General features: G+C 71.6%; 18 protein-coding genes. 6 read left to right on the top strand and 12 right to left on the bottom strand.

The genetic code is table 11. The features are described from left to right. Nucleotides 1–8: 8 nt before the first annotated feature. Both ACPA54_RS05045 and ACPA54_RS05040 read right to left on the bottom strand, forming a co-directional pair. Nucleotides 9–632 (bottom strand): isochorismatase family protein, encoded by a 624-nt coding sequence (locus ACPA54_RS05045; RefSeq protein WP_423527173.1) that lies wholly within the window; start codon nt 630–632, stop codon nt 9–11. A 116-nt stretch (nt 633–748) separates the two neighbouring features. Beyond that, nucleotides 749–1,732 (bottom strand): GlxA family transcriptional regulator, encoded by a 984-nt coding sequence (locus ACPA54_RS05040; protein ID WP_423527171.1) that lies wholly within the window; start codon nt 1,730–1,732, stop codon nt 749–751. An 811-nt stretch (nt 1,733–2,543) separates the two neighbouring features. On the opposite strand from ACPA54_RS05040, the gene ACPA54_RS05035 reads away from it, so the two are divergent. Together ACPA54_RS05035 and ACPA54_RS05030 are read left to right on the top strand one after the other, a co-directional pair. Continuing rightward, nucleotides 2,544–4,589: an NAD(+) synthase gene (locus ACPA54_RS05035; protein ID WP_423527822.1), complete on the top strand. Its 2,046-nt coding sequence runs from the start codon at nt 2,544–2,546 to the stop codon at nt 4,587–4,589. Between the two features lie 142 nt (nt 4,590–4,731). Next, a complete protein-coding gene (locus ACPA54_RS05030; RefSeq protein ID WP_423527169.1) occupies nt 4,732–5,412 on the top strand; it encodes a Rossmann-fold NAD(P)-binding domain-containing protein in 681 nt (226 codons plus the stop codon). A gap of 786 nt (nt 5,413–6,198) precedes the next feature. Here ACPA54_RS05030 and ACPA54_RS05025 read toward each other — a convergent pair. The 5 genes from ACPA54_RS05025 to ACPA54_RS05005 form a co-directional block, all read right to left on the bottom strand. Beyond that, the gene (locus ACPA54_RS05025) at nt 6,199–6,561 is read right to left on the bottom strand and encodes an eL43 family ribosomal protein (protein ID WP_423527167.1); all 363 of its coding nucleotides are present in this window, start codon (nt 6,559–6,561) and stop codon (nt 6,199–6,201) included. Between the two features lie 73 nt (nt 6,562–6,634). Beyond that, a complete protein-coding gene (locus tag ACPA54_RS05020; RefSeq protein ID WP_423527165.1) occupies nt 6,635–7,447 on the bottom strand; it encodes an SGNH/GDSL hydrolase family protein in 813 nt (270 codons plus the stop codon). Between the two features lie 191 nt (nt 7,448–7,638). Beyond that, nucleotides 7,639–8,352, bottom strand: a complete 714-nt coding sequence (locus tag ACPA54_RS05015; protein ID WP_423527163.1) for a hypothetical protein — start codon at nt 8,350–8,352, stop codon at nt 7,639–7,641. Continuing rightward, nucleotides 8,349–9,116 carry a hypothetical protein gene (locus ACPA54_RS05010; protein WP_423527161.1) on the bottom strand — a complete coding sequence of 256 codons (768 nt, stop codon included), beginning with the start codon at nt 9,114–9,116 and terminating at the stop codon, nt 8,349–8,351. Before ACPA54_RS05010 ends, ACPA54_RS05015 begins: the two co-directional genes overlap by 4 nt. After that, entirely contained in the window at nt 9,113–9,829 is a 717-nt protein-coding gene (locus ACPA54_RS05005) for an ABC transporter ATP-binding protein (RefSeq protein WP_423527159.1), read from the bottom strand. The genes ACPA54_RS05010 and ACPA54_RS05005 overlap by 4 nt, the downstream gene beginning before the upstream one ends. Before the next feature lie 134 nt (nt 9,830–9,963). Between ACPA54_RS05005 and ACPA54_RS05000 the strand changes: the two genes are divergently transcribed. Together ACPA54_RS05000 and ACPA54_RS04995 are read left to right on the top strand one after the other, a co-directional pair. Beyond that, on the top strand, nt 9,964–10,842 hold the full coding sequence (locus tag ACPA54_RS05000; protein ID WP_423527157.1) for a sensor histidine kinase: 879 nt from the start codon (nt 9,964–9,966) through the stop codon (nt 10,840–10,842). Continuing rightward, entirely contained in the window at nt 10,839–11,495 is a 657-nt protein-coding gene (locus ACPA54_RS04995; protein WP_423527155.1) for a response regulator, read from the top strand. The genes ACPA54_RS05000 and ACPA54_RS04995 overlap by 4 nt, the downstream gene beginning before the upstream one ends. A 640-nt stretch (nt 11,496–12,135) precedes the next feature. Here the strand turns inward: ACPA54_RS04995 and ACPA54_RS04990 are convergent. Together ACPA54_RS04990 and ACPA54_RS04985 are read right to left on the bottom strand one after the other, a co-directional pair. Continuing rightward, nucleotides 12,136–12,945, bottom strand: coding sequence for an inositol monophosphatase family protein (locus tag ACPA54_RS04990; protein WP_423527153.1), 810 nt, complete (start codon nt 12,943–12,945; stop codon nt 12,136–12,138). Between the two features lie 46 nt (nt 12,946–12,991). After that, nucleotides 12,992–13,489 (bottom strand): FBP domain-containing protein, encoded by a 498-nt coding sequence (locus tag ACPA54_RS04985; protein ID WP_423527151.1) that lies wholly within the window; start codon nt 13,487–13,489, stop codon nt 12,992–12,994. Between the two features lie 101 nt (nt 13,490–13,590). Here ACPA54_RS04985 and ACPA54_RS04980 point away from each other — a divergent pair, with 101 nt between their 5' ends. Next, entirely contained in the window at nt 13,591–14,166 is a 576-nt protein-coding gene (locus ACPA54_RS04980) for a TetR/AcrR family transcriptional regulator (RefSeq protein ID WP_423527149.1), read from the top strand. Nucleotides 14,167–14,281: 115 nt separating this feature from the next. Here ACPA54_RS04980 and ACPA54_RS04975 read toward each other — a convergent pair whose 3' ends face one another. The 3 genes from ACPA54_RS04975 to ACPA54_RS04965 all read right to left on the bottom strand — a co-directional run bounded on the left by ACPA54_RS04975 (nt 14,282) and on the right by ACPA54_RS04965 (nt 16,328). Further along, nucleotides 14,282–14,731, bottom strand: a complete 450-nt coding sequence (locus tag ACPA54_RS04975; RefSeq protein WP_423527147.1) for a nuclear transport factor 2 family protein — start codon at nt 14,729–14,731, stop codon at nt 14,282–14,284. Nucleotides 14,732–14,877: 146 nt separating this feature from the next. Next, nucleotides 14,878–15,381, bottom strand: a complete 504-nt coding sequence (locus ACPA54_RS04970) for a hypothetical protein (RefSeq protein WP_423527145.1) — start codon at nt 15,379–15,381, stop codon at nt 14,878–14,880. After that, nucleotides 15,378–16,328, bottom strand: a complete 951-nt coding sequence (locus ACPA54_RS04965; protein WP_423527143.1) for an arginase family protein — start codon at nt 16,326–16,328, stop codon at nt 15,378–15,380. The genes ACPA54_RS04970 and ACPA54_RS04965 overlap by 4 nt, the downstream gene beginning before the upstream one ends. 144 nt (nt 16,329–16,472) lie before the next feature. Here ACPA54_RS04965 and ACPA54_RS04960 point away from each other — a divergent pair, with 144 nt between their 5' ends. After that, nucleotides 16,473–17,186, top strand: a complete 714-nt coding sequence (locus tag ACPA54_RS04960) for a CGNR zinc finger domain-containing protein (RefSeq protein WP_423527141.1) — start codon at nt 16,473–16,475, stop codon at nt 17,184–17,186. Nucleotides 17,187–17,223 lie beyond the last annotated feature (37 nt).

Below are 17,223 nucleotides of genomic sequence, written 5' to 3'. Positions count from 1 at the left end.
TCCCGGCGTCAGCGCCCGGTGAGCGCCTCCGCGGTCGGGGCCACCACGCCGAACAGGTCGCCGATCGTCGTCAGTGCGGCGGTGTGCAGGGCCGCGGCCGGCACGACGGAGCCGTCGGGCGCGGTGAGCGGGCGGGTGGCGCACGCTTCCGCGACGACCGTCGGACGATAGCCGTGCTGGAACGCGCCCTGTGCGGTGAAGGCGACGCACATGTGGGTCATGAACCCGGCGAGCACGAGTTCGGTGCCCGCGCCGAGGTCGCGGAGCGTCTTCTCCAGGTCGGTGTCGTGGAAGGCGTTGGGGACCTGCTTGACCACGACCGGCTCGCCGTCGACGGGAGCGACCCGGTCGTGGATGGCACCGATCTCGGCACGGATGTCGTACGGGGTGTCCGTGCCACCGTCGTTGACCACGTGCACGACCGGTATGCCCGCCGCACGGGCGGCCTCGAGGAGCCGCGCCCCGGCGTCGAGCGCCGCTTCGGCGCCCTCGAGGGCCATCACGCCGGTGGTGTAGGTGTTCTGGAAGTCGATCATCACGAGGGCGGCGTCGGCGAGGCGGGGGAGGTCGTTGTCGAGGCCGATGACGGTGCGCAGGGTGGGGGAGGGGGTGGTGGTTGCGTGGGTGCTCATGCGGGGTTCCTTGTTGTTTGTGTTGGGTTCGCCCGGGTTTTCGGGCAGGGGGCAGCGCCGGACCGGCCGGTGTCGTGGTCGGACCGCGCGGTAGGGGGTTGGTTGTCCGCCGGTTGTCAGCCGGTGACGCGGAAGCGTCGCCGGTAGGCCGCCGGCGTGGTGCCGATCTGCTTGCGCAGTGCCCGGTGGAGGGTTTCCACCGAGCCGAGCCCGCAGGCGGCGGCGATGTGGTCGAGGGGCTGGTCGGTGTTCTCCAGCAGGCGGCGGGCGGCTTCCACTCGGACGGCTTCGACGTACGCGCCCGGTGTGGTGCCGGTCTCCTGGCGGAACACGCGGGCGAAGTGGCGTTCGCTCAGGCACATCCGGGCCGCGAGCGCGGGTGTGGACAGGTCGTCCTCGGGATGGTCGGCGATGTGCATGCGCAGATCGTCGATGTCGCGGCGCGACGAGGCCGGGCGGCTCAGCGGGACGGAGAACTGGCTCTGCCCGCCCTGCCGCCTGAGGTACATCACGAGGTGGCGGGCCACCGCGAGCGCGACGTCCTCGCCCAGGTCGTCGGCGACCAGGGCGAGCGCCAGGTCCATGCAGGCGCTGATACCCGCGCCCGTCCACACGTTCCCGGAGCGGACGAAGATCGGATCCGGGTCCACGACGACCGCCGGATGATCGGCGGCGAGCTGCGCGGCGGTGGACCAGTGGGTGGTGGCGGTACGTCCGTCCAGCAGTCCCGCCGCGGCGAGCAGGTGCGCGCCCACGCAGACCGACGCCACCCGGCGGGCCTGCGGCGCGACACTCTTGACCCAGGCCACCACGTCTTCGTCGATGCGGGCGACGGGGCCGTCGGGGAGGATGTCGACCGCACCGGGTACCAGCAGGGTGTCGACGGCGCCGTCGACGTCGGCGAACGCCGTGTCGGCGAGGAGGCGGACCCCGGCCGACGTGGTGACGACGCCGGACGCGGGGCCCGCGAGTTCGACGCGGTAGCCGGCCCGGCCGCCGGTCTCCCGGTTGGCCAGCGCGAAGACCTCCGCGGGGCCGGTGACGTCGAGGAGGTCGACGTCCGGGAAGACCGCGATGACAATACGGCGGGTCGTGGACATGCCCCCATCGTTCCTGCTGCGCGGGTCTGTCAGCAATGACGGCGTTCTGTCATATGAAGACATGAGCTGAATCGAATAAATGATCGAATCGCAAGATAATCGATCAATAACGGGCCCTTGCTTCTCTGTCTCCTTACCTACCCAAAAGGACCCGCGCCTGGGCGCGGGAGCCCGTCGCTCGGTGGTGGGTTGGGGAGTTGAGGGGGCGACCGGGCGTGCGCCCGAAACGGGCTTCCGTGGTCGGCGTCGGCGGTAATCCGCCGATTGTCTTCAGGTGGGCTGTGTTGCGGCGGGGATCCGGTCGGCGCAGGGGGCAGGCGCGGTACGCCTTGCACCCACACGGTGTGCCGACAACCCCGGCGACGGCGACGCACGGCTTCAGCGCCGCCCGGTGCAGCGCGGGCGGCGCAGTGACGCGCAACGGAGCGGCCCTCCCGCCGCGGATGCTCGGCCTTCGGCGCGTACGGCGCGGATCGCGGTGTCGTCGGCCGGTCAGGTGGGCGGTGAGCAGGCCCGGCATGTCGAGGGACGCCGCCGTGGCGGTCTCGGGCGTTCGCGCCGCGTGCGCACGCTGCGATCGTTCGCCTTCGGCCGGGTTCGACACGCTGTCGGGCCTACGGCGGCAGGCCGAGCCAATGCATGCCCGGGGCGATCCGTCCGCGCTGCCTGCCGCGTCACCCCCGCCACCGCCCGGGGTGAACCGCCCCCGCCGCGGGAACCCGTCCCGTACCCGGGAGCCGGTCGCGCCGTTCCGGGTCCGGCCGGGCAAGCTAGGGACCGAACTGTGTCCGTTCCACTTGGGGAAGTCGCGTTGAACTTCTGGTCGATCTATCAGCAGGGTTTTGCGCGTGTCGCGGCGTGCACCGGTCACACCGTGATCGCGGATGCGCGGGCCAATGCCGAGGCGGTGCTGCGGCAGGCGCGGCGCTGTGCGGAGGAGGGCGTCGCGGTTGCGGTGTTCCCCGAGTTGGGGCTGTCGGGCTACTCGGTCGAGGATCTGCTGCTGCAGGACGCGCTGCTCGACGATGTCGAGGAGGCGCTGTCCGCGGTCGTGGCCGGGTCGGTGGATCTGCTGCCGGTGCTGATCGTGGGTGCGCCGCTGCGGCACCGGAACCGGGTGTTCAACTGCGCGGTGGCGGTGCATCGTGGGCGGGTGCTGGGGGTGGCGCCGAAGTCGTATCCGCCGAACTACCGGGAGTTCTACGAGCGGCGGCAGATCGCGTCGGGTGAGGACGAGCGAGGCGGTTCGATCCGGGTTCTCGGGGAGTCGGTGCCGTTCGGGGTGGATCTGCTGTTCGAGGCGGTCGACGTCCCCGGCCTGGTGGTGCACGCGGAGATCTGCGAGGACATGTGGGTGCCGGTGCCGCCGAGTACGGAGGCGGCGTTGGCGGGTGCGACGGTGCTGGCGAACCTGTCCGGGAGTCCGATCACGGTGGGCCGGGCGGAGGACCGGCGGTTGCTGTGCCGGGCGGCGTCGGTGCGGTGTCTGGCGGCGTATGTGTATGCGGCGGCGGGGTTGGGGGAGTCGACGACGGATCTGTCCTGGGACGGGCAGACGATGATCTACGAGAACGGTGCGCTGCTGGCGGAGACCGAGCGTTTCCCGGTGGCGGACCGGTACGCCGTGGCCGATGTGGACTTGGACCTGTTGCGGCAGGAGCGGCAGCGGATGGGCACGTTCGACGAGAACCGGCGTGCGCATGCGGCGCGGACGGGGGATTTCCGGCGGGTGGGGTTCCGGTTGGATCCGCCGGTGGTGGATCTGGGGCTGCGGCGGCGGGTGGAGCGTTTTCCGTTCGTGCCGGCGGATGCGGAACGGCTCGCGTTGGACTGCTACGAGGCGTACAACATCCAGGTTGCGGGTCTGCAGCAGCGGTTGGCGTCGATCGGTGGGCCGAAGGTCGTGATCGGGGTGTCGGGCGGTCTCGATTCGACGCATGCGCTGATCGTGGCGGCGCGGGCGATGGACCGGGCGGGGCGGCCGCGGAGCGACATCCTGGGGTGGACGTTGCCGGGGTTTGCGACGGGTGAGCACACGAAGGGCAATGCGCACGCGTTGATGGCGGCGTTGGGGGTGACCGCCGCGGAGTTGGACATCACGCCGACGGCGCGGCTGATGTTGGAGGAGATGGGGCATCCGTTCGCGTCGGGTGAGCCGGTGTACGACGTGACGTTCGAGAACGTGCAGGCGGGTTTGCGGACGGACTATCTGTTCCGGTTGGCGAACCAGCGGGGCGGGATCGTGTTGGGGACGGGTGACTTGTCGGAGTTGGCGTTGGGCTGGTGCACCTATGGGGTGGGTGACCAGATGAGCCACTACAACGTGAACTCGGGTGTGCCGAAGACGTTGATTCAGCACCTGATCCGGTGGGTGATGGGGAACGGCGAGTTCGACGCGGAGACGGCGCGGGTGTTGGGGGCGATCCTGGACACCGAGATCAGTCCGGAGTTGGTGCCGGGGGAGGAGTTGCAGTCGACGGAGTCGAAGATCGGCCCGTATGCGCTGCACGATTTCACGTTGTTCCATGTGCTGCGGTACGGGTTCCGGCCGTCGAAGATCGCGTTCTTGGCGTGGCATGCGTGGCATGACGCGGGGGCGGGGGCGTGGCCGCCGGGGTTCCCGGTGGAGAAGCGGGTGGCGTACGACTTGGCGGAGATCCGGGGTTGGCTGGAGGTGTTCTGCCGCCGGTTCTTTGCGTTCTCGCAGTTCAAGCGGTCGGCGATGCCGAACGGTCCGAAGGTGTCGGCGGGTGGTTCGTTGTCGCCGCGGGGTGACTGGCGGGCGCCGTCGGACGGTACGGCGCAGGCGTGGCTGCGGGATTTGGCGCGGGTGGACGGGGCGCTGGAAGCCGAGTAACTGGCCGGGCGAGGTGAGGGGTCCGGGGATGCGGTCGTCTGCTGTCCCCGGGCCGTTTCCGAGACCGCCGCTGCGCCACCGCGTGGCATCTCAGACGCCTGCCGACCCACACTCGGCCGGCCCCGCGACAGAACGGAGCACTGTGCGCATCATCGTCTTCGGCGCCACCGGCATGGTCGGCCAGGGAGTACTGGACGCTTGTCTGCGTGACGACGCGGTCACCGGCGTCCTGGTCGTCGGCCGCACCCCGACCGGCCGTCCGCACGCCAAGCTCCGCGAGGTCCGTCACGAGGACTTCGCCGACTTCACCGCGGTGCAGGAGCAATTCGCCGGATACGACGGCTGCTTCTACTGCCTGGGCACCTCGGCCCTGGGCATGGGCGAAGCCGACTACCGGGTGGTCTCCTACGACTTCCCCCTGGCCGCCGCTCGCGCGCTGCTGGCGGCGAGTCCGGATGCCGCCTTCTGCTACGTGTCGGGCGCCGGTACCGATCCCACCGGCAAGAGCCGCATGATGTGGGCGCGGGTGAAGGGCGAGACCGAGAACGCGCTGCTCGAACTGAGCCCGCATGCCCGTATGTTCCGCCCGGGCCTGATCACGCCGCTGCCCGGCACGACGGCGAAGACCAAGGCGTACACGCTGCTCTACCGGGTCCTGACGCCGCCGGCCCCGCTGCTGCGCCGCATCGCCCCGCGTCACATCACGAGCAGCACGAGCATCGGACGAGCGATGATCCGGACCGTCCGCGCCGGAGCACCCCGCCGGACGCTGAGCACAGCCGACATCAACGCCATGGCCGCGCTGTCACCAGAAGCAGAGTGAACGCATCAGGAGTTGCCGGGTCGGGCACCTTGTCCCGCTGACGGACTCCGAGCCGCGCAACCGTGTCGCGCGGTTTGGGGGCGAGGGCCCGGCTTTGCCCTGCCGGTCCTCGCGGGATTCCACGGCTACGTCGACCGTGTGGCGGGCGCGGCGTGCTGCCGCTGAATCATGTCGGCCCCGCGCAGTGCTGCGCGGGGCCGACGACGAAGGGTGGCCGGTGAGCGGGTCGCCTCTCGGCGAGTGGCTCACCGAGGCTCCGGCCGGACCGGTATTCCTCGGCGGCGATAGGTAGGGCCCGGGGACACCGGACTCACCGACCGATCAGCACAACGGTCGGAGCGTCCGCGGCATTCCCAGGCCGTGGAGACGTGGCGGCCACCTGGGTGAGGGGGGCGGCGTTGTCCGCCGTTCGGTGCTCCACCGTGGGCGGTAGGCGTGGAGCCGCGGTTGTGTTCGCCTCGGCGGCGTGGGCCCCGGGCCGCACCGCCGCGCCAGACCATCGCGGGCCTCGGGAGGAACGCATGTCCGTGGAAGAGACCCAGGCCGTATCGCGAAGTTTGCGGCGGACACCGTCATCGTCCGCGACGGCAAGAAGCTCGTGCACTCGTTCGCTGCCGTCTACGCCTGACCTGTGGGACGGACCGGCGTGTGGGTCCTTCCGAGTCTTGCGCCCGATGCGTGGTGCCGTTGCCCTGGCAGTGTCCGGGGCGGCGGCACCACGTGTATCTGTATGAGGCCTCGGGAGACGTGCGTGGAGCAGAAGAGCTCGGCGGCTTTGGGGGCGGGTCAGTCGGGGCGCCATTGGCGGGAGCAGTCGCGGCAGACCCAGTCGCCGTAGCCGGTTTTGTTCACTTTGCCGGAGCCGCAGGCGGGGCAGGTGGGGCTGTCGGCGGTGGTGGGTGGGCGCCAGCGGGCTTGGCATTCGGCGCAGACGAGGTCGCCGATGACGTCGCGGTGGACGCGGGTGGAGGTGCAGGCGGCGCAGCTGAATTCGCCGGCGGTGTTGTCGAGTGCGCCGACGGCGCGGACGGCGGCGTGGGCGCGTTCGCGGGGTGCGGTGTGGTGCCAGTAGAAGTCGATGAGGTCGCTGGGGACGTCGATGGCGTCGTCGTCGGTGGGTGTGGTGTGGAGTTTGTGGTGTCCGGTCACGGGTGGCCCCCCGGGGGTGTGGCGGACGGTGGTTCTTAGGGGGTCTACCCGGGTGGGGGCGGGTTGTTGCCGGTCAGTTTGCGGGGGTGGGGGGCCAGGGGGTGGGTTGGGGGTGTTTGGGTGGGCGGTTGTCGCCGGAGGAGCGGCCGGTGAGGCGGCGTCCGATCCAGGGGCCGAGGTGGGTGCGGGCCCATTGGGCGTCGGCTTTGCGTTGGGTGAGCCAGGGTGCGGGGGGTGCGGGTGGGAGGGGGGTGGCCCAGTCGGGGTCGTGGGGGAGTCCGAGGGCTTGGCTGACGGCTTCGGTGACGCGTCGGTGGCCTTCGGTGCTGAGGTGGAGGCGGTCGGTGGCCCAGAGGCGGGGGTCGTCGAAGGCGCGTGCGGTGAAGAGGTCGACGACGGTGGCGTGGTGGCGGGTGCCGAGTTCGTCGACGAAGTCGACGAGTTGTTCGATGCGGGGCATGAGGCGGGCGCTGGATTTGAGGCGCCGGGTGGGGTCGGTGCTGCGGAACAGGACGAGGTGGCCGCTGTGGGCGGCGAGGGTTTCGGCGGCTTGTTCGAGGGTGGCTTTGACGGCGGGGAGGTCGCAGCGGGGGCGGAGGACGTCGTTGAGTCCGCCGGCGAGGGTGGTGAGGTCGGGGGTGAGGGTGGCGGCGTGGGGGGTTTGGTCGGTGGTGATTTGGCGGATGAGTTTGCCGCGGACGGCGAGGTTGGCGTAGCGGAGGCCGGGGTTGGTGGTGGCGAGGCGGGTGGCGAGGAGGTCGGCCCAGCCGCGGTAGGCGTGGGGGTTGTGGGGATCGGGGTCGGACATGCCTTCGGTGAAGGAGTCGCCGATGGCGAGGTAGGTGCGGATGGGCCCGAGGGGTGTGGGGGCTGGGTGGTTGGTCATGGCGGGTTGATCGTATGAGGTTGGTTGGGTTGTGGGTGACGCGGACGTGTGGGGTCGGGTGTGACGCCGGGGTTGGCGATGGGGCCCGGCGGCGGAGGCGGCCGGTTCGGGACCTGGTGTCCCGGGCCGGGAGCCGCCCCATGGCAGTGCCGTGGGGCGGCTGCGCATGGTTGTGTGCGGTTTCTCGACCGTCACGCGTCGCGTTTGAGGAAGGTGGTGGCGGCGGCGAGGCTGGTGGCGGTGGTCCAGAGGAGGAGAATGACCGCACTGTTCCACGGGGTGCAGGGGGTCGGGGAGGGCTGGTAGAGCGGTTTCCCGGCCTGATCGGGCAACCAGCGGGCGTAGTCGGTGACTTCGCTGAGCAGGGGTGAGGCGATGAGGACGAGGGTCAGCATGATGGCCAGGGGCGGGATCGCCGATCGCAAGGTGATGGCGAGCCCGTGGGCGAGCAGGCTGATCAGCACGAGGTAGGCCACGATGCCCACGATCGTGCAGGGGGAGCCGAGGGACGTCGGCTCGCGCCCGGTGGGATCGGCGGCGAGTCGTGCCGTCGCAAGGGCGGCGGTGGCTGTGGTCGTGGCGCCGGCTGCGGCCAGGCAGGCGGCCGCCTTTCCGGTCAGGGCTGTGGTCCGGTTCGGGACGGCGGTCAGGGTTGTGCGGATCTGCCCGCCGTCGTACTCGGTCGCCGCGGCCAGGACGCCGAGCAGGATCGGGCCGACCTGGAGGAACGGAACCGCGCGGGCGACCGCCGCCGCGGCGGTTGTTTCACCGGTCGGCGCCGTGGAGTGCAGCGTGGTCAGGGCCACCCCTGCGGCGGTCATGACGAGTGCGGCGCACCGGAAGGCGGGCAGGGTGGCCAGCTTGGCCAGTTCCGCCTTGGCGGCTCGGCATATGGGAGGGGTCATGCGTCGCGCCGGCAGAAGACGATCGTGGCGACGGCGAGAAGTCCTGCTGCCCAGGCGCTCATGACCAGGCCTGCGGCAAGCGGATCGAGTGGGTTCGCCACGGCGACGCGCTCCTTGCTCATGAACAGCCGGGTTCCCGCCAAGTCCGGCAGCGCCACTGCGGCAGGTGTGATCTTGGAGAGCAGGAGCGAGAGGGAGACCAGCGAGCTGTTGGTGACGAGCACGGTCAGCGGGACGATCCCGGTGCGGGTGAGCACGGTGACCGCCAGGGCGATCAGTGCGGTGAGTGTCCAATACAGGGCGGCACCGAGGCAGCGGTTCTGTATCTCGCGAGTCGTCATCGGGGCGGCTTCTGTGTTCCCGGCGGCCGTGTGTGCCACGAGGAGGGCAAGGGGGAGCGCCGCGGCTGCCGTGGCTGCGACGACGAGGACAACGGTGAGGGCCTTTGCCGCCAACAGCGACATCCGGCGGGGCGTGGCGGTGAGCGAGGCGGTGATCTGGTGCCCGCCGGCGGACGGGTTCGCGGCGTATTCGCTGCTGATCGCCGCCACTGCGAGGATGACCGCCCCGACGGTGCCGAGCGGCACAGTTGCGAACGCCGCTTCCGCGGGGTCGGCCGGGGCGGACGGGGTGTTCCGTGCCGAGAGCGCGTTGAGCAGCGTGAAGACGGCCGGTCCGAGAACGGCGACGACGAGTGCGGTCGCGGTGGCCTTCTGTGAGGCGAGTTTGTACAACTCTGCCCGTGTCGAACGAAGGAGCGTCATCGTGCCCGGTCCTTGCGCGGGTCCGCGGTCAGTGCGAAGAACGCGTCCTCCAGGTTCGCGTACCCCTCGGTGACGTGTGGAAGGGGGCCGGCTGCGGCGACCTGCCCGCCGTTGATGACCACGACATCGTCGGCGATTTCCGCGACCTCGCCCATCAGGTGGCTGGACAGCAGGACGGTCCCGCCGGCATCGGCATGGGTGCGCAGCAGGTGCCGAATCCAGCGGATCCCGCCGGCGTCGAGGCCGTTGACCGGCTCGTCCAGGACGAGCGTTTCCGGTTCGCCGAGCAGCGCCGCGGCCAGGTCGAGCCGTCGGCTCATGCCGAGGGAGAGCCGCCCGACCCGGGTGCGGCCGTGGGCCGCCAGCCCGACCTGTTCGAGCACCTCGGTCACGCGCCGTCGCGGGATGCCGTTGCTGTGGGCGAGCCAGGACAGGTGGCTTCGTGCCGAGCGCGAACGGTGGGCGCCGGAGCCGTCCAGCATCGACCCGACCGTACGCAGGGGGTTGCGGAGGGTCCGGTAGGGGCGGCCGTGGATCAGGGCTGTGCCGGAGGTGGGGTGGTCCAGTCCCAGGAGGATGCGCAGGGTCGAGGTCTTGCCGGCGCCGTTGGGGCCGAGAAAGGCGGTGACTTTGCCGGGTGCGGAGCGGAAGGTCACGCCGGAGAGGATCGTCCGGGACCGGCGCTGCTTCACGAGGTTGTCGACGGACAGCATGCCCTCTATCCGATCGGTCGGCGGGCGGCGGAGTCATCGGACCGTAGGCGGGGCTCGACGGGGCGGGTTCGGTCCGTGGTCCCTCGGACCTGGGTCCGATGTGGGGGGAGAGCGGCCTCCCTAGACTCCGGGGGATGGAGATCGTCCGGCCGACGCGCGGTTCGCGTGTCGGCATCACCGTGGCCGCCGTTCTCGGCAGCGTCGCGGTCGCACTTGTCCTGTCCGGCGGCAACGGGCCGGCCGCGGGTGTCACCGCCGTCGCGGTGGTCGTACTCGCCGTCACGGTGTCCGTGTGGGCGGTGCTGCGGGCGCGGCGGCAGCAACGGGAGTTCGAGCGCCGTCTGACGTCCTGGGCCGGGCAGCGCGCCGCGCAGGGCGAGCGACTGCGTATCGCACGCGAGGGGCACGACTTGGTGTCCCATGGCCTCGGACTCATCACGGTGCGGGCCGCGTCCGCCCGGGCGGCCGCGCCCGGCGACGCGTTGGAGAGCCTCGCGGCGCTGACCGACATCGAGGAGGTCAGCCGGGAGACCACCAGGGAGCTGCGCCGCATGCTGACCCTGTTGCGCGGTCCCGAAGGCGAGGGCGGCGAGGAGTCGGTCCCGTTGCGCCCGGTCGAATCGATGACCGACCTTCCCGCGATCGTCCAGAGCGCCCGGGACGCCGGGCTCGACGTCCGACTCGCCCCCGGCGGCACGGGCGGCGATGTCTCGCCGGGTGTACAGCTGGCCGTCTGTGCGGTGGTGCGCGAGGCGCTGCACAACTGCCTGCGTCACGCCGGTCCCACCACCGCGGAGGTGTCCGTCACCGGTTCGGGTGACGGGCTTGTCGTGACGGTTCGGGACCGAGGCCCTGTGCCCGGTTGGCAGCCGGCCGCAGGTGCGGGGTACGGCCTGGTGGGACTGCGTGAGCGGGTGACCGCGCTCGGCGGTTCGCTCCACGCCGGCCGTACGGACCGCGGGTTCGTCGTCAGCGCCCGGCTGCCGGAGCGGCCGGGCGAGGTGCGGCGGTGACCGCAATCCGTGTGCTCATTGCGGACGACCAGCCGCTCATGCGTCACAGCCTGTCCCTGCTCGTGAATGCTGCTCCCGACCTGGTCCTCGTCGGCGAAGCGGCCAGCGGCAACGACGTGTTCGCCCGGGCCCGGGAGCTCGCGCCCGATGTCGTGCTCATGGACATTCGCATGCCGGACGGCGACGGCATCGAAGCCACCCGCCGCATCACTGGCGAGCCCGGCCTCACCGCCACGCGAGTACTCGTCCTGAGCATGTTCGAGCTCGACGAGTACGTCTACACCGCACTACGGGCCGGTGCCAGCGGCTTTCTCCTGAAAGACGCCCGGCCCGACGACCTGCTCGACGCCGTCCGCCGCACCCATGCCGGGGAATCACTGTTCGCGCCGAGCATCCTCACTCGCCTCGTCGAGCACTACCTCGACCGGCCCGCCGTACGTCCGCCGCGCACCCCGCCTCCGCTCACGGAACGGGAGACGGAGGTTCTCACCCTCGTGGCCCACGGCCTGTCCAACGACGAGATCGCCGGCACCCTCACCATCTCCATCAAGACGGTCAAGACCCACATCGGGAACCTGCTTGCGAAACTCGCCGCCCGCGACCGCGCCCAACTCGTCATCGCCGCCTACCGGAGAGGGCTCGTCACCCCGTGAGCACCCGCCCACCTGGGCGCCGGGGCGCCGGGGCGCCGGGCATGGCCTGACCCGTTCCTGCTTCGCCCTGTAGGGCCCCTTGGCCCCGCCGGCGTCGTTTGCGAACTGTCCTGCTCGGCTTTCGCCGATGGTTTCGTCGCCACCCGCACGTCCAGCAGGTCCCGCGCGTTGTCCACGGCCCGCTCCGCCGGATACATCGCGGTTGGCAGCAATGTTGCGAAGGTGCGTGCGTCGGCGTGCCGCCGCAGTAACCAGGCTTTCCGGTCGTCCACCCGGTCCCGCGTCAACTCCGCCAATGGGCGGGCGGTATCGCGGACATGTCCACGCCGCCCAATGCCCATACGGCGATCTCCGCGGCCGGTCCGACTCGGAGACCGGCGCACCCTCAGACGCCGCCGACGACAGGTCCAGCCCTGCGCGCTGACCGTCGTCGGCAGCGCGGGCAGGGTGCTCCGCCGACGCGTCACCGGTGCCGAGCGGTTCGGCGGCGTAGTCGACGACCTCGGCCGGCGCATCCGCCGGGCGCTCATCCGTCGGAACTCCACCGGAACCCCGGGCCTCCGCGCGGCCGGCCAACGCGGCTGCCGAAGGCTGCGGCCCGAGAACCGCCGGTCAAAGCCCGCGCAGACGCGCGGACGCCTTAGCGCCGGTGTTCGTTCCGATGTTCCTCAGCCTCCTGGTTCAGCCTCCTGGTCCGCGACGGTGGGCGCCGTGGTGCCGGGCAGCGTTCGGCAGGCGGCAGTCCTTGCAGGAGTGTCAGGTAGGCGTCGTGCAAGTGCCCGTTGGTCGCGAGGACGCTGGTGTCTCCCGCAAGGACGGGTCTGCCGTCCAGGTCGGTGATCCGTCCGCCCGCCTCGGGAACGATCACTGCCATCGGTGCGAGGTCCTCTGGTCCCATGGGTGGCCCGGCGATGATGCCCGCGTCGGCGTGGCCGGTGACGAGGGCGGCGGTGATGCCGGTGGAGTGGGTGAGGTGGACGCGGTGGTGGAGGGTGGTGAGCAGGGCTTCGGGCCATCCGGCGATGTTGTGGGCCTGGGTGCGGGCTCCGGTGAGGCGGGTGCGGGTGGTGACGCGGGCGGGGCGTGCGGTGGCGAGGTCGGGTTCGGGGCCTTCGAGGATCCAGCAGCCGTGGCCGCGGGCGGCGGCGATGGTGGTGAAGTAGCCGGTGCCGTTGATCGGGTCGATGGTCCAGCGGCGGCCGCTGGTGCCGGGTGTGGTGCCGGTTTCTTCGCCGTGGATGGTGTCGTCGGGGGTGAGGCGGGCGAGTTCGCGGCGGAGGTGTTCTTCGACGGCGCGGTCGGTGTCGGTGACTTCGGTGCCGTCCGGTTTGCGGCTGCCGGCCCAGGCGGCGTCGAGGAATGCGGTGGCGGCGGTGCGGGCGGCGTGGTGGGTGAGGCGCAGCGCGGCGGTGAAGAGGTCCCGGTCGGCGGGTGGGGGTGTGGGGGTCATTGCCTCAGGCTGGCAGGCCCGGGTGGTTGCCGGCGGGGGTTGGGTGTCAGGTGAGGACTTTGTTGACGAAGGCGGCGAGTCTGTCGCGGGTGCGGGTGATCTGTTCGTCGAGGGTGAGGGATTCGGTGGCGCGGCCGCCGACGGCTTTGGTGGTTTTGATGCGGCGGACGTAGAGGGGGCAGGCGAGGTCGGTGCACATGTAGATGCCGACGGAGTTGCCTTCGCGGCCGGGGCGGCCGGCTTTGCGGGCGGTCATGAGGGCGACGCCGCTGCCGGGGTGGGTGGTGAGGCAGATGGAGCACAGGCCGCGGTGTTGGAAGGTGCGGGTGTTGGTGGTGGCGCGTAGCGCGATGCCGACGGTGGTGTCGTGGTGGGGGGTGACGAGGTAGCCGCGGTCGGGGGCTGCGGGGTCGCGCCAGCCGAGGAAGTCGAGGTCTGCCCAGGGGAGTTGGGGGAGGTCGCGGGGGGTGTGGAGGCGCTTGGCTTCGCCTTGGGTGCAGTTGACGAAGCTGGCGCGGATGTCGCGGTCGGTGAGGGGCTGCATGGGGTGACGTTAGAGTTTCCTAGGAGTCCTAGGCAAATGACTTTTATGGTTAGGTTGGGGTGGGCCGGGGCGATCGGATGCGCCGGCGGGCGAAGGGGGCGGTGTTGGCGCGTGCGGGGCTGACGGTGGAGCGGGTGGTCGAGGCGGCCGCGGACCTGGCGGACGAGGTGGGTTTCGACCGGGTGACGGTGTCGGCGGTGGCGCGCGGGTTCGGGGTGAAGGACGCGAGCTTGTACTCGCACATCCGCAGCCTCCAGGACCTGCGCGAGCGTGTCGCGGTGCGGTCGGCCGGCGAACTGGCCGACGGGGTGGGCGCCGCGCTGATGGGCTGCTCGGGCCGTGACGCGCTGATGGCGTTCGCGGACGCGTACCGCACGTTCGCGCTCACGTACCCGGGCCGCTACCAGGCGCAGCAGTTGGCCGTGGCGCCGGAGCGCTGGGCGGAGTTGGGGGGCGACCTGCGCGGGATCGAGGCGACGTACGCCCTGTTGCGCGGCTACGGCCTGTCCGAGCCGGCGGTGACCGATGCGGCGCGGCTGCTGCGCAGTGCGTTCCACGGGTTCGTCCTGGTGGAGTCGCACGGCGGTTTCCTGGCGGCGCGCAGTCCGGCGCAGTCGTGGCCGGAGGTGGTGGACGCGCTGCACCGGGCGTTGTCGACGTGGCCGGCGGGAGCGTAGCGGCGGGGGTTCGGGTGGGGTGTGCCGTTTCCGGCACCGGACCGAACGCCGGGAGTCGCCGGCGGGGCGCGTGGCCCCGTCGGCGACTTCCCGAGGCCCGGTCCGGTTGTGGTGCTCAGGCCGGGTTCTGCGGGAGGCCGCCGGGGAGCGGGTCGATGCGCAGGCGGGCGACGGTCGTGGAGGCGATGCGCCATGTGCCGTCCTGCTTGCGGTATTCGTCGTGGTAGTGGCCGTAGCCGTGGAAGCCCTGGGGTGCGCCGTCGGCGGGGAATTGGACGTAGTCGAACATCGCCCAGATGCCGGTGGCGGTGTCGGGGCCGGTGAGGGTGATCTCCGGCATGTGGCCGTGGTGGACGGTGCGCAGCGGGGTGAGGACGCCGGACATGAAGGCGATGATCGCGTCGCCGCCGTCGCTGCCGAACCCGTCGATGTCCATGTGGGCGTCGTCGGTGAAGACGGTGCGCAGCGCGGCCCAGTCCTTGGTGTCCATGTACCGGAAGTAGCGGGCTTTGAGCTGCTTGAGGGCTTCGATGTCGGCGAGTCGGTCGGGTGCGGGGGTGGTCATGGGGGCTCCGGTGGTGTCTCGAGCGGACCGCATTGCCCTACATGTCGAATATTCGACATGTGGTGTCGGGGGCTCAAGGTAGCCGGGGTGCGCAGGCGTTTCAACGGCGGGTGCGCGTCGGCCTGCCGGTGCGGGCGCGGCGTTGTTCACCGGCGGCGGGCGTGGACTTCCTGGTCGAGGTGCCAGGTGCGTCCCCCGTCGGTGGAGCGCTCGTTGCGCCAGTGGAAGGCGTCGGCGGTGACATCGGCGAAGGTCCACCGGACGAGCGTGCCGCCGTGGGCGCGTTCCATGACGATCTCGTCGCCGATGCGGCGCGCGTACATGGGGACGACGTCGCCGTGGGCGGTGCCGTGGAAGGTGAACCGCCACAACTGCAGCCGCGGGTCCCAGATGCGGACGCACAACCCGGACTCCTGGTCGGGCGCGGCCTTCGGCGGGGGCGTCTTCGGGGCGGGCCGGCGCCACACGTCGATCACGGCGCGGCCGTCGAGGGCGTAGCCGAACTCCCATGCGCCGTTCACGGAATACGGCGGGGCGCCGTCGGCGGGATGGTAGGTGATCCGGGTCCGCCACTCCCCGGCCAGGCGCCCGAACTCGTCGAGCTCGGCGGCGTAGCGGGGGTCGGGGCCGTCGGCGAACAGGGTCTTCATGCGGTGCTCCCTGCGGCGGTGCTCGCTGCAGCGGTCGTGGTGGTGCTTGGTGTGGCGGTGATCGGGGCGAGTGCGGTGGCCAGGCAGTCGGCGATGCGGGCGGCGTGGGTGCCGTCCGGGTCGAGTTCGGGGTCGTAGACGGACACGTCGAGGCCGATCACGCGGCCGGTCCCGAGGAGCGTCTCGACGAGGCGGGCGAGCTGGTCGTAGTCCAGGCCGGGGCGCCCGGGGGTGTCGACGGCGGGCAGGACGCGTTCGTCGAGGACGTCGAGGTCCACGTGCAGCCACACACGCTCCAGCCCGCGCTGGGCCAGGCGGCGGGCGACGCGCTCGCCCAGCTCGGCGATGCCGATCCGCTGGATCTCCCGCGCGGTGAACCGGGTGACGGGCGGGACCTCTTCGTCCTCGCGGTCGCCGACCTGGACGACGTCCTCGTCCGCGACCAGCGGCCGGCCGACCTGCGGCCAGTGCGTCAGGAGCAGTTCGCCGCGCCCGGTGGCCAAGGCGAGGTCCATGCCCGCCGCCGAACCGAGCGCTGCGCCCGCGTCGTAGGTGCCGGGGTGCCGGAAGTCGCTGTGGCCGTCGACGTGGACGAGCCCGCAGCGTCCGCCGTGCCGGGCGCCGAGCAGGCAGCCCAGCAGAATGCTGCAGTCCCCGCCGAGCACGACGGGGAACCGGCCGGCCTCGGCCAGCGTGGCGTGGACGGCGTCGGCGAGGCGCAGCGTGTGCTCGCGGAGGGTCACCCCGTTGCGGATCCGGGTCGCGGGCTGCGGGTCGAAGGCGTAGGGCGGTCGGTCGAGTTCCACCACTCGGGCGGGGCGCAGCCGCGTGTCGAGGCCGGCGGCGCGGAGGGTGTGCGGGGCGCGCCAGGTTCCGGGCTCGTGGCGGTCGGGGCGGGGTGGGCGTAGGCCGAGGTTCCAGGGGGCGGTGATGAGGTCGACGGGCATGGGGGTCCTTTCGGCACGGCCAGGTGTAATCTAACCGGATAACATCAGTACACCGGTTGGAAAGCCGGGCGCAAGCGCGGCAAGGCCCGACAGTCCCGCGCGCGAGAGCATGGGACCGGACGAGAGCACGAGAGGCGGTCACGCGTGACAGGCACCATCCAGGCGCACACCTTCCAGCCCCGCGACCTGGTCGGCGGACACGTCGTCGTCGACCTGCTCAACACCGTCACCGCCCGCGACGCGGAGCCGGTCGACTGGCTGGACGGCTACCCGCGTCTGCTGGAATGGGCCGCGTTGACCGGGGAGTTCGCTCCCGACGTCCTCACCGAACTGCGGACGCGGGCCGACGCCGAGCCCGGCGCGGCGGCACGGGCGTTGGAGCGGATACGGGAACTGCGGGAGGCCGTGCGGGACGTGCTGGTGGGGGTCGTCCACGGCGACGGAGACGAAGCGGGGGCCGTCGCCCCGGCTCCCCGAGAACTTCCGCCCGGCGCCGAGTCCGTTGTCCGCGTCGAGAACCACTGGAAGCAAGCCGCCGCCCGATCCCGCCTCACCCTCGACGGCGGAACCCCGCACCTCCGTCTCGACGTGGCGACGTCCGGACTGGACTACCTCACCCACGACCTCGCGCTGCGTGCCCTCGACCTGCTCCGCGCCCTCCCCCGCGAGCGCACCCGCGTCTGCCCCGGACTGCGCTGCGGCTGGGTCTTCGTCGACACCTCCCGCGCCGGCCGCCGCCGCTGGTGCGACATGGCCACTTGCGGCAACGCGGCCAAGGGCCGCAGCCACTACCGGCGCAAGCGGGACGGCGCGGACACCGAGACCGGCAAGCCCCCGGTGGCCGAGCCGCCGCGGTGACCCCCGGTTCGGCAACGCCCCGCGCTCCACCCCGCCG

The organism is Uniformispora flossi, assembly GCF_049534875.1.
Lineage (GTDB): Bacteria > Actinomycetota > Actinomycetes > Streptomycetales > Streptomycetaceae > Yinghuangia > Yinghuangia aomiensis.
The sequence above is the reverse complement of the archived record's forward strand: the minus strand, read 5'-3'. Positions and strand labels throughout refer to the sequence as shown.